Origin of the sequence: Polaribacter septentrionalilitoris (assembly GCF_009832745.1) — a bacterium.
GTDB classification, from domain to species: Bacteria; Bacteroidota; Bacteroidia; order Flavobacteriales; family Flavobacteriaceae; genus Polaribacter; species Polaribacter septentrionalilitoris.
In genome coordinates this window covers 12,925-28,700 of the sequence record NZ_VRMJ01000028.1, presented here as the reverse complement: position 1 = coordinate 28,700, position 15,776 = coordinate 12,925, and the positions used below count along the sequence as shown (strand labels likewise).

The following is a 15,776-nucleotide window of genomic DNA, read 5'->3' as shown; positions in this document are numbered from 1 at the left end:
ATATTGTCGCAAATTGTATATCAAATTTACAATTTATTTAATTCCGTGCATTAATTTTTTAATTATTGGATTTAAAATAAAAAAGATAAAGCCTACAGCAATTGGAATTATTGTAAAAATTAAAAAGAAATAAGACATTGAATATTGTTCAACAATAGGGTCTATATAACTTCCTGTTTTTGCAGCTAAATAATTACCAACAGCATTTACCAAATACCAAATACCAAACATCATTCCTATTTTCTTTGCAGGTACTAGTTTAGATACATAGGATAATCCTACAGGAGAAATACACAGTTCTCCCATTGTGTGAAATAAATAGGCTAAAACCAACCAAATTAAACTTACAGATGCTGTTTTTGCTCCTTGCGGAATAGCAGCAGAACCATATGCTAAAGCACCAAAACCAATCCCTAATAAAATCATACCAACTCCAAATTTTAAAGCAGCAGTTGGGTTGTATTTACTTTCCCACCATTTAGAGAAAATTGGTGCTAAAAATATGATAAATAAAGAGTTTAAAATTAAAAACCAAGACGCTTCAATTTCAGCTGATTTTGATGAAAAAATTACGGATAATTTCCAAATTACAAATCCCCAGATACTTAAAAAACTAATTCCTAAAACAATGTTTGATAGTTTAATTTTAAAGATGGTTTGTTTAAATAATTTAATCAACACCCAAGAAATTATAAGTAATGGTATTGTAGATATTAACACATCAATTACTTTGAAAATAATGGCAGAATTACCTGATAATGCTCTTTGTGTGTAATCTCTTGCAAAGATGTTCATAGAACCACTAGCTTGTTCAAAAGCCCACCAAAAAAATACTGTAAAGAATGCCAACAGCCCCACTACAATATACCTATCTCTTTGAATATTTTTAGGAATATCTTTTTCTTCTTTAACCTCTGAAATATCGGCTGCTACAGCATCAGATAAATCTATTTTTTTAGAAGGTGAGGTTCCTACATTTTCGAAAATAGATCTACCAAACCAAAATTGTAAGGTTCCTAAAAACATAAAAATTCCAGCCAAACCAAATCCCCAAGAATAGCTCAGGTTATTTGCCAAAAAACCACAGAGTAACACTCCTAAAAAACCACCTGAGTTCACACCCATGTAGAATATGGTAAATGCCCCATCTTTACGTTCTGGATATTTATCATATAAACCACTAACCATAGAAGTTACATTGGGTTTAAATAAACCATTACCAATGATTAGAAATGCAATTCCTAAATACAAGGTAAGTTCAGTTTCTAGAGCCATAGAAGCATGTCCTAAAGTCATTACAAAAGCACCTAATGCAACCGCTTTTTGATATCCTAAAAGCTTGTCAGCAATAATCCCTCCTATTAAGGGAGTAATGTAAACTGAGCTTGTGTAAATGGCTAGCATACCAAGCGCTCTTTCTCTGGTCCATTCCCAACCACCATCTGCAAAAGAGTCTGTTAAAAATAAAACAAAAATAGCTCGCATTCCATAATAGGAGAAGCGTTCCCACATTTCTGTGAAAAACAAAACAAATAATGCAGGCTTATGATTTAGTAAGCTAAATTCTTTTGTTGATGAATTCATAATCGTTAAATTTTAAAAACAAAAAACCTCATAAAGTAATATTTATGAGGTTTTTATATGTAATAATTTTATTGGTCAGCTAACTCGAAACCTTCTGTTAGTTCATTTTTTAAATCTCTTTCTTTTTCTTCTACTCCATGAGTTAATCTTTTAAGAGGCTTTAACATCAAAATAAATATACCACCAATGATTACTGTAAAAATCAATATTCCTGAAAAAATGGTTAATTCTCCGTAATCAGAAGCAGATTCCCCTACAATACCAGCGACTTTGTTTCCTAAGCCAGTTGCTGCAAAATAAACTCCCATCATTAAAGCTGCATATTTTACTGGAGCTAATTTTGTAATAAAGGATAGTGCAACAGGAGATATACAAAGTTCACCTATTGTATGAAATAAATAAGCTAGAACTAACCAAAGCATGCTTGAAGATCCTGATTTTTCAAATTCCATTGCTGCAAATACCATAAAAAGGAAACCAAATCCCATAATGATAATACCAAGAGCCATTTTAAATAAAGAAGAAGCTTCTTTTCCTTTTAATTTTCTTTTAGCCCAAAAACCAGCAACCCCAGTTGCAAATAAAATTATAAAGCCAGCATTTAAACTCTGAAACATAACAGTAGGTATCATCCAACCAAAAAAGTTTCTGTCAGTATTAGTTTCTGTGTATAAATTCATTAAACCTCCTGCTTGTTCAAATGCTCCCCAAAAAATAATAACCATGATAAATGATAAAAGAAGAACTAAAAACCTGTCTTTAAAAACTTGTGATTCAAGTTCTTTGTATATCATCATTAATAAAGAAGTAATAGCAGTTAAGAATAAAAATAACAAACCATATGCCCAATCTAGAGTGTACCAGCCATAAATTGATAATACAAGTAAAATCGAAGCAAAAGTTAATTGTTTTGGAGACTTGAATAATCTTGAATATAGTTGCCCATAAGAAATTTCATTTTCACTTCCTTTACTTGGGGTAAAATTTCCAACTTCAACTAAATATTTTTGACCATATATATAATTTATCAAACCTAAAACCATTACAACTCCTGCTAAACCAAAACCAGCATGCCAACCCCATTCAGCAACAACTAAACCAACAACCATAGTGGCAAGTAATGAACCTAAATTAATACCTATATAAAATATTGAAAAACCTTTATCTCTTCTAATATCTCCTTCTTTGTACAAACCGCCAACCATTGTAGAAATATTAGGTTTTAGCAATCCAACTCCAAGAATAACTAAACCTAAACCTAAATAAAATGCCCAAATATCTGTCATAACTAGCACACCATGTCCTAAACATAAAATAATGGCTCCAAATAAAACTGATTTTTTTTGACCTAATAATTTATCAGCAATCATACCTCCAGGTATAGACATCACATATACTAACATGGTATACCAACCATACAGTGCTAATGCTTCTTGATTTGTCCATCCTAAACCTGCACCTCTGTCATCTCCAACAGTTTGCGTAGTCATGTATAACACTAATAATGCTCGCATTCCATAATAAGAAAAACGTTCCCACATTTCTGTTAAGAATAAGATGTATAATCCTACTGGTTGTCCAAATAACTCTTTTTGATGTGGTAATTTAACAGTACTACTCATAATTTATCCTTTTATTTCAATTGATTTATCTGATTTTTTATTTAGGTTCTCATCAATATAATTTGTCATTTTTGTGTACAAATTTAAGCGAGTGTTTTTTCCTTTTCTAATTCCATGTGCTCTGTCTGGAACAATAAACATATCAAATTGTTTATTGGCTTCTACCAAAGCGTTTATCATTCTATATGAATTTTGTACATGTACGTTATCATCACCTGTACCATGAACTAACAAATAATTTCCTTTTAATTTATCTGCATAATTTATTGGCGAATTATCATCATAACCACTTGCATTTTCTTGTGGAGTTTGCATGTAGCGTTCTGTGTAAACAGTGTCGTAAAATCTCCAAGAAGTAACTGGAGCTACAGCAATTGCTGTAGTAAAAATATCGTTTCCTTTTAATAGACAGTTTGTACTCATAAATCCGCCATAAGACCAACCCCAAATTCCGATGTTATTTTTGTCGATATAAGAACGTTTTGCCAATTCTTTAGCAGCTGCAATTTGGTCTTCTACTTCGTATTTACCCAATTCTTTTTGAGTTACTTTCTTAAAATCTCTACCTTTTAAACCTGTTCCACGACCATCAACACAAACTACAATCATTCCTTTTTGCGCTAACATGTTGTGCCAATAATCATTAGTTCCATTCCATTTGTTTCCAACTTGTTGAGAACCTGGACCAGAATATTGAAACATTAGTAATGGGTATTTTTTGTTTTCATCAAAATCTGCAGGTTTAATCATCCACATGTTTAAGTCATTACCATTAATGTTAATGGTTGTAAACTCTTTTGGAGTCATTTTATACTCAGCTAACTTTTCTTTTAAATCAGCATTATCTTTAATTACTTTTAGCATCTCACCCTCACCAGAATATAAAGAGTAAATTGGCGGAATTTCAGCAGAAGAATACGTATTGATAAAATAGTTTAAATTTTTACTAAATGCAGCTGTATTTTGCCCATCTTCATTGCTTAGTAATTTTTTATTTTTTCCATCTAAATCAATAGAATAAACACCTCTGTTAATAGAGCCATTTTCTACAGATTGGTAGTAAATAGTTTTCTTATTTTCGTTAAAGCCATAATAACGAGTTACTTCCCAATCTCCTTTTGTAATCTGATTGATGAGTTTACCATTGAAATTATAATGATAAATATGATTGAAGCCATCTTTCTCACTAGTCCAAATAAAGCTGTTATCGCTTAAAAAAGTTAAGTTGTCATTAACGTCTACATAAGCATCATCAGTTTCATTTAATAATAAAACCGAACTTGTTCTTAACGCATTTACTTTGTATAATTTTAAATTATCTTGATGACGATTTAAGGTAGTTGCTACTAAAACAGCATCATTATTAGACCATTTAATTCTTGGAATATATTCGTAGTTTCCTAGACTGATTTTCTTCTTACTTCTAGTTGATAAATTGTACATATGAAGTGTAACATCAGCATTTTTTTCTCCCGCTTTTGGATATTTAAAAACTTGTTGATCTGGATACAATTCATTACCTACAATATCCATAGAAAAAGTAGGTACATTAGTTTCATCAAAACGTAAAAAAGCCAAATAATTACCTGTTTTGTTCCATTCAAAAGCTCTTACAAATCCAAACTCTTCTTCATAAACCCAATCTGTAATTCCGTTGATGATTTTATTGATTTTTCCATCTTTAGTAACTTGAGTAATTGCGTTAGAAGTAACATTTTTGATAAAGATATTATTCTCTTTTACGTAAGCAACATTTTTGTTATTAGGTGAAAATTTGGGTTCTTGAATATCTTTTCCTATTAATGTTAGCTTTTTGGAAGCAATATCATAAGCATAATAAGTTCCTTTTTTAGAGCGTCTGTAAATTTTCTGTAAGTTAGTACCTAAAATCAATTTGGTTTCATCATCATTAAAACTATAAGAAGAAAAAGCATCTATAGATGCAAAATCTGCGCTACTTACAATGGTTGCTACTTTTTCTAAACTAGCGTAACTGTATTTATCAACAGTTGTGTTTCCGTCTTTTCTATTCAATAAAGAATAAAAATCACCGTTCATAGAGTTGAGAGCGTTCATCCTTTTTGGAGAAAAAGTTCCGTTCCAAATTTCTTCTAAGGTAATTTCTTTAGATCCAGTAGTGTAGCTTGAAGTTGTTTTTTGGTTTTCTTTACAGCTGATAAAGAATAATAATGCTGTTAAAAGGTAAAAATGCCTCATTAATATTTTGTATTTCATAAAACTTCGTCAAGTTTACGAAATTATTGGTAAAAAAACGATTAAAAATAAGGTTTACATTGTTAAAATAAAAAAGCCTAATCGTAATATTAGGCTTTTTGGTTTGAGTATTTTTTTATTTTTTACTTTTATTTCCGTTTTGTTTGGTGTCTGTTTCATTACCAACAATTAAAGGTGTTTTACCATCTGTAATAATTACTTTAGCATTTTGAGATCTTGCCAATTCTCTAAAAGCTTCAATTGCTTTAATTCTAATAATTCCTGATGTTAAACCTTCAGCTATAATTAATTGAGCATCTCTTTCACCTTTGGCGTTAATAATTTTTCGTTCAGCTTCTAATTTTTCTTGTTTAAGTACAAATTCCATACGCATTGCATCTTGTTCTGCTTGTAATTTCCTTTCAACAGAGCTTGCTAGACCTCTGGGAAGTTGAATTCTTTTCATTAAAACAGCTATTAATTCAATACCATCAGCTTGTTTTTCAAGATTAATTTTCATTTTCTCTAAAATAGCTTTTTCAATATTGGCTCTCATGCCAGAGTGCATGTCTTTTGCAAAGAACTGTGCACAAACATCAGAGGCTGCAGATCTAAACACACTTGTAATCACATTTTCATAATTTGGACCAAGATTTTTTAAAACAGATGCCACTTTGTCTCCTTGTAATCTATGTAAGATTGATATTTCAGAATTTACACTCAAGCCCTCTTTACTGGGTAGACTTAGTACTAACTTAATGTTTTTAGTTTGCGTAGATTCTTTTACAATTTTACTTGTTAATGGATTATAGAGTATAGTGCCCTCGGTTTTTACATCATTTGAAAACTTTCCTAATGTTTGCTTAATACCTACTTCACCTGGTCTAATTACAGCACAACTAGAAAATAAAATTATTGCGAGTAATAGCGAGCTAAAATTTTTCATACGTATATAGTTTAAAGTTAAATAAATATTACACACAAATATAATAGTAATACTTTTGAATAAGCGATATATTTAATCAATTTTACTTATAAAATAATTGCTAAACATTATCAATTATTGGTTTACTGTAACTGATTATAAAAATTTACGATCACCTTGTTAAAGTTCTAAAAAAATAGACTCGATTTAATAATTAAATATCTATTCAAACAATTAAATAGTTGTGTAAATATATTTATGGTTTATGATAGTTCATTTATCTTTGTAATGAACAGATTATAATATATGAGCAAAATTATATCAGGATTTTCGAAGTTTACCAAAGAAGAAAAACTCAACTGGTTAACTGAAAATTACTTTCATAATTCATCGGAAGCCTTAAAGATTATATCACAATATTGGAATGATGATAAAGATTTACAACAACTTCACGATGATTTTATAGAGAACACAATCACTAATTTTTATATGCCTTTTGGTATTGCACCAAATTTTATCATTAATGATAAACCTTACACAATTCCTATGGTTATTGAAGAAAGTTCTGTGGTTGCAGCAGCTTCTTTGGTGGCAAAGTTTTGGAGTACAAGAGGAGGCTTTAAAACTACAGTAATTTCTACCACCAAAATAGGACAAGTTCATTTTATGTTTGCTGGTAATAAAAGTGATTTAGAAAATTATTTTATAAAAAATAAGATAGAATTATTTGCAGCTACAGCATCCATTACTAAAAACATGGAAAAACGTGGTGGTGGAATTTTAGATATTGAGTTGATTGATCAAACAGATAAGTTAGCAAACTACTATCAGTTACATGTTACCTTCGAAACTAAAGATTCAATGGGCGCAAATTTCATTAATTCTTGTTTGGAGGCTATTGCTCAGGAATTTAAAAATGATGAGATAGAAATAGTGATGAGCATATTGTCTAATTATGTTCCAGAATGTTTGGTGAGAGCTGAGGTAAGCTGTAAAGTTGAAGATTTAGTAGGAGAAAATCCTCAGAAATTTGCTCAAAAGTTTGCACAAGCTGTTCAAATTGCAGAAGTAGAACCTTATAGAGCAGTTACCCATAATAAAGGGATTATGAACGGAATTGATGCTGTGGTTTTGGCAACTGGGAATGATTTTAGAGCCATTGAAGCAGGAGTTCATGCTTATGCATCAAGAAATGGAGAGTATTCTAGTTTATCTCATTGTGAAGTAAAAGATGGAGTTTTTAGATTTTGGATTGAGATTCCTTTAGCTTTAGGTACAGTTGGCGGTTTAACAGCTTTACATCCTATGGCAAAATTATCTCTAGAAATGTTGCAAAAACCATCAGCAAAAGAATTAATGCAAATTATGGCTGCAGCAGGATTAGCGCAAAATTTTGCAGCATTAAGGGCTTTAACAACTAAAGGAATTCAGCATGGTCATATGAAAATGCACTTGCAGAATATTTTAAATCAGTTTGATGCCACTGATGTAGAAAAAGAACAAGTGGTTGCTTATTTTGATAATAAAACAGTATCTCACTCAGCAGTTGTTGAAAAATTAGCATCACTCAGAAAACCAAAAATCAAATGGATAAACTTTTTAGATGAAGATTTGATTCGTGAAAAACTATCCACTTTAGATAATCAGATTAAACCTGTTTTTGGTAAAATGAATGCCCAACAAATGATAGAACATTTAAGTGCAGTAACAAAAATTGCGAATGGTAATTGGGATGTTGATGTATTTGTTTCTGATGAAAAAACGGCGAGAAGAAAGCCTTTTTTAGATACAGAAAACGAATTACAACCTGGTTTTAAATCTTCTTTTTTAGCTCATGAACCCAATGCATTAACGTTTTCAACTATTGACTTAGCTATTGATGATTTAATACATCAAATAAAAAGATTTGTCCAAGTTTTTGAAGACGATAAAAACAGAACCATAGTACATCCATTTTTTGGAACGCTTGATTTTGAGTATTGGAAGAAATTTCAAGTAAAACATTTTACGCATCATTTTAAACAATTTAGCTTAGTGTAATTCATGTCACCTCGAGCGCAGTCGAGAGGTCATATTTAGTAAGATTATTTTTAATTAAGGTCTCGACTGCGCCCGACCAGACAAGATGTTTTGAAAAACTTTTATTCTAACGGAAAATTATTATTAACAGGAGAATACCTAGTGTTAGATGGCGCAAAAGCTTTAGCTGTGCCTACAAAATTTGGGCAAGATTTAACAATTGAATCCATTCAAGAACCTCAAATTATTTGGGGAAGTTTTACCAATACAGGAGAGTGTTGGTTTGAAGCTGTTTTTGATTTGGCAAAATTAAGATTGGTCTCAACTACTTTTAATTCAGACAAAGAGGGTAATACTGATGTTATTGCAGAAACTTTATTAGAAATTCTAAAAGAGGCTAAAAGATTAAATCCTAGTTTTCTAATAACAAATGGAGGTTTTATCGTAAAAACTGAATTGACTTTTCCTAGAAATTGGGGATTAGGAAGTTCATCAACTTTAATAAACTCTATTGCTACATGGGCAAATGTTGATGCGTTTACATTGCTTTGGAATTCCTTTAAAGGAAGTGGTTACGATATTGCATGTGCACAAAATGAATCGCCAATTTTTTATCAAATTCAAAACAAAAAACCCATTGTAAATCAAGTTGATTTTAACCCTGACTTTAAAGAAAACGTATTCTTTGTTCACTTAAATCAGAAGCAAGACTCTAAAGAAGGAATTGCAAAATTTAGAGAATCTCAACAAGATTTTTCTAATGAAATAAACAGAATATCAGAAATATCTCATCAACTTTTAGAAACAAAATCTATTACAACCTTTAATGATTTTATTGTAGAGCATGAGAAAATTATCAGCTCAATAATCAAACTAAAACCCGTAAAAGAGCGTTTATTTCCTGATTATTTTGGAGCAATAAAAAGTCTAGGTGCTTGGGGCGGAGATTTTATTATGGCAACAGGAAATGAAGAAACTCCTAAATATTTTAAAGAAAAAGGATTTGAGACAATACTTCCTTATAATGATATGGTTTTATGAAGAAAATAGTTATTATTGGAGGTGGAGCAGCAGGATATTTTACGGCAATCAATGCTAAAGAAAATAATCCTGATTTAGATATCACTATCTTAGAAAAAGGTAACGATGTTCTTCAAAAAGTAAAAATTTCTGGAGGTGGACGTTGCAATGTTACTCATGCGTGTTTTATTCCAAAAGAGTTATGTGATTTTTATCCTAGAGGCAAAAAAGAGTTGTTAGGACCTTTTCATCAGTTTATGACAGGTGATACTTTTGAGTGGTTTGAGAATAGGGGAGTTCCTTTAAAAATTGAAGAAGATAATCGTGTTTTTCCTGAAGCAAATACAAGTCAAGCTATTATAGATTGCTTTCAAAATGCAGTTGATAGATTGAACATAAAAGTGCTCACAAATTGTGGAGTAAATGAAGTTTATAAAGAAAGTGATGATTGGTTTATCATTACCAAAAGAGAAACTTTTAAAGCAGATAAAGTAGTTTTTGCAGCAGGAAGTTCTAAAAAAGTTTGGGAATTATGCAAAACGTTAAATCATTCTATAATAGAACCTGTACCATCATTGTTTACATTTAATATTAATGATAAAAGACTCATAGATTTATTAGGAACTTCAGTTCCAAATGCAACTGTGAAAATTATACACACAAAACTAGAAGCATCTGGACCTTTGTTAATTACACACTGGGGAATGAGTGGACCAGCTGTATTAAAATTATCTGCATTTGGTGCAAGAATTTTAGCTGATAAAAACTATCAATACAATATTGAGGTAAATTGGTTGTCAAGACCTACAGATAAAGTGTTGAATGTTCTTTTAAATTTAAAAAAGAAAGAACCTCGTAAAACAGTTATTTTAAAATCTCCTTTCTCAGAGATCTCAAAAAGATTGTGGGAGCGTTTTGTGTTATTTTCAGGAATTAAAGCAACTCAAAATTGGGCAGATGTAAAAAATAATCAATTAGAAAAACTGGCAAATGAACTCACAAAAGGAATCTATAATGCAAATGGAAGAACTACGTTTAAAGATGAGTTTGTTACTGCAGGTGGCATTGATTTGAAAGAAATAAACTTTAAACGTTTTGAAAGTAAATTATATAAAAACTTGTTTTTTGTTGGCGAAATTTTAAATATTGATGCGGTTACAGGCGGATTTAATTTTCAAAATGCATGGACAGGTGGTTATATTTGTGCAAAAGCTTTGGCAGAAACTAAATAATTATGGCAAGAACAGAATCAAACAAATTTGAAATTGGAACAAAGGCTCCTAACTTTACTTTAATCAACACAATTGATGATAAACATTATTCTTTATCAGAATTAAAAGGAGAAAAAGGAACAGTGATCATGTTTATTTGCAATCATTGTCCGTTTGTAATTCATGTAAATGAGCAATTGGTAAAATTAGGAAATGAGTATCAACCTAAAGGAATAAATTTTATCGCTATTAGTTCAAATGATGTTGAGAATTATCCTCAAGATGCTCCACATTTAATGAAGAAATTGGCAGAAGATCTTCAATATCCTTTTCCGTATTTGTATGATGAAACTCAAGAAGTAGCTAAAGCTTATGATGCAGCTTGTACACCAGATTTTTATGTTTTTGATGGGGATTTACAATCTGTTTATCATGGTCAACTAGATGATTCTAGACCAGGAAATGGAAAGACAGTTACAGGAACTGATATGCGAAACGCATTAGATACTCTCTTAGAGATTAAAACTCCTATAGAAAACCAAAAACCTAGTGTAGGTTGTGGTATTAAATGGAAATAATTATTTAATTTTTTTAAAAACAAAATTAATCTTATAATCATCAGAAGAAACTTCAGCTTTTAAGAATTTATTTTCGGTGTAGTATGTTATCTTTTTTGGGAATTCATTTTTTGAATTTTCACAAACAAAAGAAGTATCTGTTTGAGAAGTGAATTTAAAAAAGGTAGGATTTTCATTTACACCTTCTACTTTTAGAAATAAAGTGTCATTTACTTCAACAATGCTTAAAATTTCTTTAAAAGTTGTGTCTTTACTTTTCAAAGTAAAACCTAATCCTATAAAATCTTTTTTCCAAAACTCATATGTACTACTTTCTTTTTTATTGTTGGTTCTTATCCAATCACCAATTAAAAAGTTAGGTTTTTGTGATTTCTTGGTGTAGTTTTTACAAGAAAATATGGATAATAAACAACACATAATCAGAAGAGATTTCATAAAAAGTAGTTTGGTTGTCTTAAATATAGGTATAAAAATTGTAAATTCGCAATCCAAGAAAAGAGTTATAAATGTTAGATAAATTAAGGATTGTAAAACAGCGTTATGATGAGGTTTCTGATTTGATTATTCAACCAGAAATTATCATGGATCAGAAACGTTATGCGCAATTGAGTAAAGAATACAAAGACTTAGGTGATGTTGTTAAGAAAGGTAAAGAATACGAATCTTTATTAAACAATATAGAAGAAGCCAAAGAAATAATAGCTGATGGTTCTGATGCAGAAATGGTAGAAATGGCAAAGATGGAAATGGATGAAGCAACTACCAGAATTCCAGAAATAGAAGAAGAAATTAAATTTCTATTGATACCTAAAGATCCAGAAGATTCAAAAAATGCAGTTGTTGAATTACGTGCTGGTACAGGAGGTGATGAAGCAAGTATTTTTGCTGGTGATTTATTTAGAATGTATACTAAATATTGTGAGGGTAGAGGTTGGAAAGTATCTACAGTAGATTATTCTGAAGGAACTAATGGAGGTTTTAAAGAAATTCAATTTGAGGTTTCAGGAAATGATGTTTATGGAACTTTAAAATTCGAAGCAGGTGTACATCGTGTACAACGTGTTCCACAAACAGAAACACAGGGACGTGTACATACTTCTGCAGCAACCTGTATGGTTTTTCCAGAGGCAGAAGAGTTTGATGTAGAAATCAACCCAAAAGATGTAAGAATAGATTTTTTCTGTTCTTCAGGTCCTGGAGGTCAGTCTGTAAATACTACGTATTCTGCAGTTCGTTTAACACACATTCCTACAGGTTTGGTAGCGCAATGTCAAGATCAAAAATCACAACATAAAAACAAAGAGAAAGCCTTTAAGGTATTGCGTTCTCGTTTATATGATTTAGAATTGGCAAAAAAGCAAGCAGAAGATGCTGCTAAACGTGGATCTATGGTAACTTCTGGTGATAGAAGTGCCAAAATTAGAACCTATAATTATCCTCAGGGTCGTGTAACAGATCATAGAATTAATTTAACATTATATGATTTATCTAATATTGTAAATGGTGACATACAAAAGATAATAGACGAATTAATGTTGGCTGAAAACACCGAAAAACTTAAAGAATTAGGAGACGGATTTTAAGCTACTTAAAAAAACAAAAAAAGCTCAAAATGTAAATTTACATTTTGAGCTTTTTTTTGCAATCATTTTAAATCATAAAAAAAGCGACTAAAGTTTAGGGGACCTTTTAATCGCTTTTTGTCAAACAAATATTTAAGTAACTTTAAATACTATTTCTTATTTGGGGATAAGAATAACACTTCAAATATATATTGATATTAAGTATCCTACAATACCCATTTATGGGGTTTTTTTGCCTCACTGAAAACAGTGAGAAAACTCACCGTTTTCAGTGAGAAGCCTTAACATTTATGCACAAAAAAAAAGCGATTAAAGTTTAGGGGACCTGTTAATCGCTTTTTGTGTTAAACAAATATTTAAGAAATCTTAATTAACATTAAATAATGCTGGGGATAGATTACTTATACTACAAATATATAGCAGTAAAAACACCCGTGCAATACCCATTTATGGGGTTTTTTTTACCTCACTGTTTTCGGTGAGAGAACTCACTGAAAACGGTGAGATTTTTAATTTATTCTCCTAATAAATGAAGTTCTGTGAACTCTTTGTCTAGTATAATAGTTTGTGTTCCAAAATTTTCTGAACTATCGATAGAGATTTCTACATTATCAATTTGTACGGAAGTAATGGTAAAAGGCAAGTTATGTAAAACTACATTAAACTTTGTATAACTAGCATTATAAGTACCTTCTTTATGTTGTTGTAAGATAAATTCATTCTTTTTTCCTGTTACCTTAAAAGTACGTAAACTATATCTTCCTTTTTTGTAATCATATCCATCATGTGCATCATCATAAAGTTGAGATTTTTCTTTACCTTTTTTGTAATAAACTTCTAAAGTAATTTCATCAAAATCTTTTTCACCAACATATTGTTGTACGGGATACTTTGGTATTACAGCTCCTTCTTTGATAAAGATTGGCATGCTGTCTAAATCTGCATCAACCCAAGTCTCTTTTCCACCTTCTATTAATTCATTTGTCCAGAAGTTATACCATTTTCCTCTAGGTATGTACATTCTTCTACCTTTAGCATTTGGTTCTTGTATTGGACAAACTAAAATATGTTCTCCATATACAAATTCATCACTTCTATAGTGTGTTTGTTGGTCTTCTTGGTCAAATAATACCAAGGATTTTAAAATTGGTGTTGCATTTTTGATGTGATTCCAAAAAGCAGTATATAAATACGGCAACAATTGATATCTAAGTTCAACGAATTTTCTTACAATATCAGTAATTTCGTCACCAAAAACCCAAGGTTCTTGATCTCCGTGATCACCTGAAGAGTGTACTCTACAGAAAACATGAAAAATCCCTAATTGAATCCATCTCGCAAATAACTCTCCTTGTGGTTGCTCTGCAAAACCTCCAATATCTGATCCAGCAAAAGAGAAACCAGACATTGCCATTCTTTGTGCTTGGTTGTTGGCTATTGCTAAATGTTCCCAAGTTGCAACATTGTCTCCCATCCAAGTAGAGGTATATCTTTGCGTACCTGAATACGCAGCTCTAGTAATTACAAAAGGACGTTTTGGATACGAATATTTTTTTAATCCATGGTATGTTGCACGTGCCATTTGCATTCCATAAACGTTATGTGCTTTTCTATGTGAACAATGGTTACCATCATAATTATGACGAACATCATCTGGAAAAGATTTATTAGGAACATCCATTACTGCAGGTTCATTCATATCATTCCAAACACCTTTTACACCAATATCTTCTATTAATTCTTGGAATAAACCAGACCACCACTCTCTAACTTCTGGTTTTGTGTAATCTGGAAAATAACATTCTCCAGGCCAAACTTTACCTTTCATATAAGGACCATCTGCGCGTTTACAGAAGTAATCTTTGTCTAAGGCTTCTTTAAAGACATCGTATTCTAAATCGATTTTAATTCCTGGATCTATAATAACAACGGTTTTAAAGCCATCATCTTCTAGTTCTTTCACCATTCTTTTCGGATCTGGGAAATAATTTTTATCCCAGGTAAAACAACGGAAACCATCCATATAATCGATATCTAAATAGATAGCATCACAAGGGATTTGTAAATCTCTAAATGTTTTTGTAACTTCTTTTACATTGCTTTCTGGGTAATAACTCCATTTACATTGATGAAATCCTAACGCCCATAAAGGAGGAAGTGCATGTGGTTTACCCGTTAAATCTGTGTAGTTGGCAACAACATCGCTCATTTGTGGTCCGTAAATAAAGTAGTAATTCATTTCACCACCTTGTGCCCAGAAACTAGTTACATTTCTTCTTTCTTGTGCAAAATCAAAATGAGTCTTAAACGTATTGTCAAAGAAAATACCATAAGATTTGTTGTTGTGGATAGAAGTATAAAAAGGAATGGCCTTATAAATTGGATCTGTATTTTTGCCAAAAGCGTAAGAATCTGTTACCCAGTTTTCAAAACGTTTTCCTTTTAAGTTGACATCAACAGGCTTATCTCCTAAACCGTAATAGCTCTCTGCTTTTTGAGAAACTTTACTCATTTTTACAATATCACCACCATATTCGTAACTTTCTTCCCAATGAAACCCAATCTCATCTTGGTTTATTAAGACATTATCTTTGGCATCATATAAACTAACTTGTAAACTTGCTTTTTCAACTTTACAAATTAATTTTGATGTAGTAACAATGTAGTTTGTTTTATCTTCTGAAACTTCTAAGAAGTTATAACCTCTGGAAGCATGAATGGTTACACCATAAGAAAAATCGTTTTCAAATTTCCCAGTGGTAGCATATCTAAATCTTATAACACTGTCTCTTACTACAGTAAGTTGTAAAACAACATTATTTTTTGTGGTAAAGAAAAGTGTATCTACATCTTTTCTGTAATCGACAATTTCTGATGGAAATAAATTTCCTTTTTGTTCTAATTCTGTATTAACAATCATTGATTTGGTTGTTTATGTGACTTGTAAAAATCGTAAATCTTTATTAAAAAGTAAACTTTTACCTCTTTTTTTTACGACATATTATTCGTCTTAATTAACT

11 protein-coding genes and 1 pseudogene are annotated in these 15,776 nt (G+C 31.0%); 6 read left to right on the top strand and 6 right to left on the bottom strand.

The features are described 5' to 3' along the window. Positions 1-33: 33 nt before the first annotated feature. From FP421_RS06090 to FP421_RS06075, 4 genes are all read right to left on the bottom strand, one after another. Positions 34-1,584 (bottom strand): peptide MFS transporter, encoded by a 1,551-nt coding sequence (locus FP421_RS06090; protein ID WP_159948644.1) that lies wholly within the window; start codon positions 1,582-1,584, stop codon positions 34-36. Positions 1,585-1,652: 68 nt separating this feature from the next. After that, positions 1,653-3,206: a peptide MFS transporter gene (locus tag FP421_RS06085; protein WP_159948642.1), complete on the bottom strand. Its 1,554-nt coding sequence runs from the start codon at positions 3,204-3,206 to the stop codon at positions 1,653-1,655. A 3-nt stretch (positions 3,207-3,209) separates the two neighbouring features. Further along, a complete protein-coding gene (locus tag FP421_RS06080; protein WP_159948640.1) occupies positions 3,210-5,441 on the bottom strand; it encodes a S9 family peptidase in 2,232 nt (743 codons plus the stop codon). Positions 5,442-5,556: 115 nt separating this feature from the next. Then, positions 5,557-6,366: a prohibitin family protein gene (locus FP421_RS06075; protein ID WP_159948638.1), complete on the bottom strand. Its 810-nt coding sequence runs from the start codon at positions 6,364-6,366 to the stop codon at positions 5,557-5,559. Positions 6,367-6,651: 285 nt separating this feature from the next. Between FP421_RS06075 and FP421_RS06070 the strand changes: the two are divergent. The 5 genes and pseudogenes from FP421_RS06070 to FP421_RS06055 all read left to right on the top strand — a co-directional run. Beyond that, positions 6,652-7,920: pseudogene (locus tag FP421_RS06070) on the top strand (hydroxymethylglutaryl-CoA reductase, degradative); the annotation flags it as partial. A 93-nt stretch (positions 7,921-8,013) separates the two neighbouring features. Next, a complete protein-coding gene (locus FP421_RS15325) occupies positions 8,014-8,385 on the top strand; it encodes a DUF1569 domain-containing protein (protein ID WP_394350692.1) in 372 nt (123 codons plus the stop codon). Between the two features lie 90 nt (positions 8,386-8,475). Beyond that, positions 8,476-9,405: a GYDIA family GHMP kinase gene (locus FP421_RS06065; protein WP_159948635.1), complete on the top strand. Its 930-nt coding sequence runs from the start codon at positions 8,476-8,478 to the stop codon at positions 9,403-9,405. Then, complete coding sequence (locus FP421_RS06060; protein WP_159948634.1) at positions 9,402-10,616, top strand: BaiN/RdsA family NAD(P)/FAD-dependent oxidoreductase; 1,215 nt, start codon at positions 9,402-9,404, stop codon at positions 10,614-10,616. Before FP421_RS06065 ends, FP421_RS06060 begins: the two co-directional genes overlap by 4 nt. A gap of 2 nt (positions 10,617-10,618) precedes the next feature. Then, complete coding sequence (locus FP421_RS06055) at positions 10,619-11,173, top strand: thioredoxin family protein (RefSeq protein ID WP_159948633.1); 555 nt, start codon at positions 10,619-10,621, stop codon at positions 11,171-11,173. On the opposite strand, the gene FP421_RS06050 is transcribed toward FP421_RS06055, so the two are convergent. Further along, the gene (locus FP421_RS06050; protein WP_159948631.1) at positions 11,174-11,608 is read right to left on the bottom strand and encodes a hypothetical protein; all 435 of its coding nucleotides are present in this window, start codon (positions 11,606-11,608) and stop codon (positions 11,174-11,176) included. Positions 11,609-11,679: 71 nt separating this feature from the next. Here FP421_RS06050 and prfA point away from each other — a divergent pair, with 71 nt between their 5' ends. Beyond that, positions 11,680-12,756, top strand: coding sequence for a peptide chain release factor 1 (prfA, locus tag FP421_RS06045; protein ID WP_159948629.1), 1,077 nt, complete (start codon positions 11,680-11,682; stop codon positions 12,754-12,756). 514 nt (positions 12,757-13,270) lie between these two features. On the opposite strand, the gene FP421_RS06040 is transcribed toward prfA, so the two are convergent. Then, on the bottom strand, positions 13,271-15,676 hold the full coding sequence (locus FP421_RS06040) for a glycoside hydrolase family 31 protein (RefSeq protein WP_159948627.1): 2,406 nt from the start codon (positions 15,674-15,676) through the stop codon (positions 13,271-13,273). Positions 15,677-15,776 lie beyond the last annotated feature (100 nt).

What these genes read in the sequence shown, in the direction of transcription:
- FP421_RS06090 (WP_159948644.1), bottom strand. Translation starts at nt 1,584, where the DNA reads ATGAATTCATCAACAAAAGAATTTAGCTTACTAAATCATAAGCCTGCA.
- FP421_RS06085 (WP_159948642.1), bottom strand. Translation starts at nt 3,206, where the DNA reads ATGAGTAGTACTGTTAAATTACCACATCAAAAAGAGTTATTTGGACAA.
- FP421_RS06080 (WP_159948640.1), bottom strand. Translation starts at nt 5,441, where the DNA reads ATGAAATACAAAATATTAATGAGGCATTTTTACCTTTTAACAGCATTA.
- FP421_RS06075 (WP_159948638.1), bottom strand. Translation starts at nt 6,366, where the DNA reads ATGAAAAATTTTAGCTCGCTATTACTCGCAATAATTTTATTTTCTAGT.
- FP421_RS15325 (WP_394350692.1), top strand. Translation starts at nt 8,014, where the DNA reads ATGAATGCCCAACAAATGATAGAACATTTAAGTGCAGTAACAAAAATT.
- FP421_RS06060 (WP_159948634.1), top strand. Translation starts at nt 9,402, where the DNA reads ATGAAGAAAATAGTTATTATTGGAGGTGGAGCAGCAGGATATTTTACG.
- FP421_RS06055 (WP_159948633.1), top strand. Translation starts at nt 10,619, where the DNA reads ATGGCAAGAACAGAATCAAACAAATTTGAAATTGGAACAAAGGCTCCT.
- FP421_RS06050 (WP_159948631.1), bottom strand. Translation starts at nt 11,608, where the DNA reads ATGAAATCTCTTCTGATTATGTGTTGTTTATTATCCATATTTTCTTGT.
- prfA (WP_159948629.1), top strand. Translation starts at nt 11,680, where the DNA reads ATGTTAGATAAATTAAGGATTGTAAAACAGCGTTATGATGAGGTTTCT.
- FP421_RS06040 (WP_159948627.1), bottom strand. Translation starts at nt 15,676, where the DNA reads ATGATTGTTAATACAGAATTAGAACAAAAAGGAAATTTATTTCCATCA.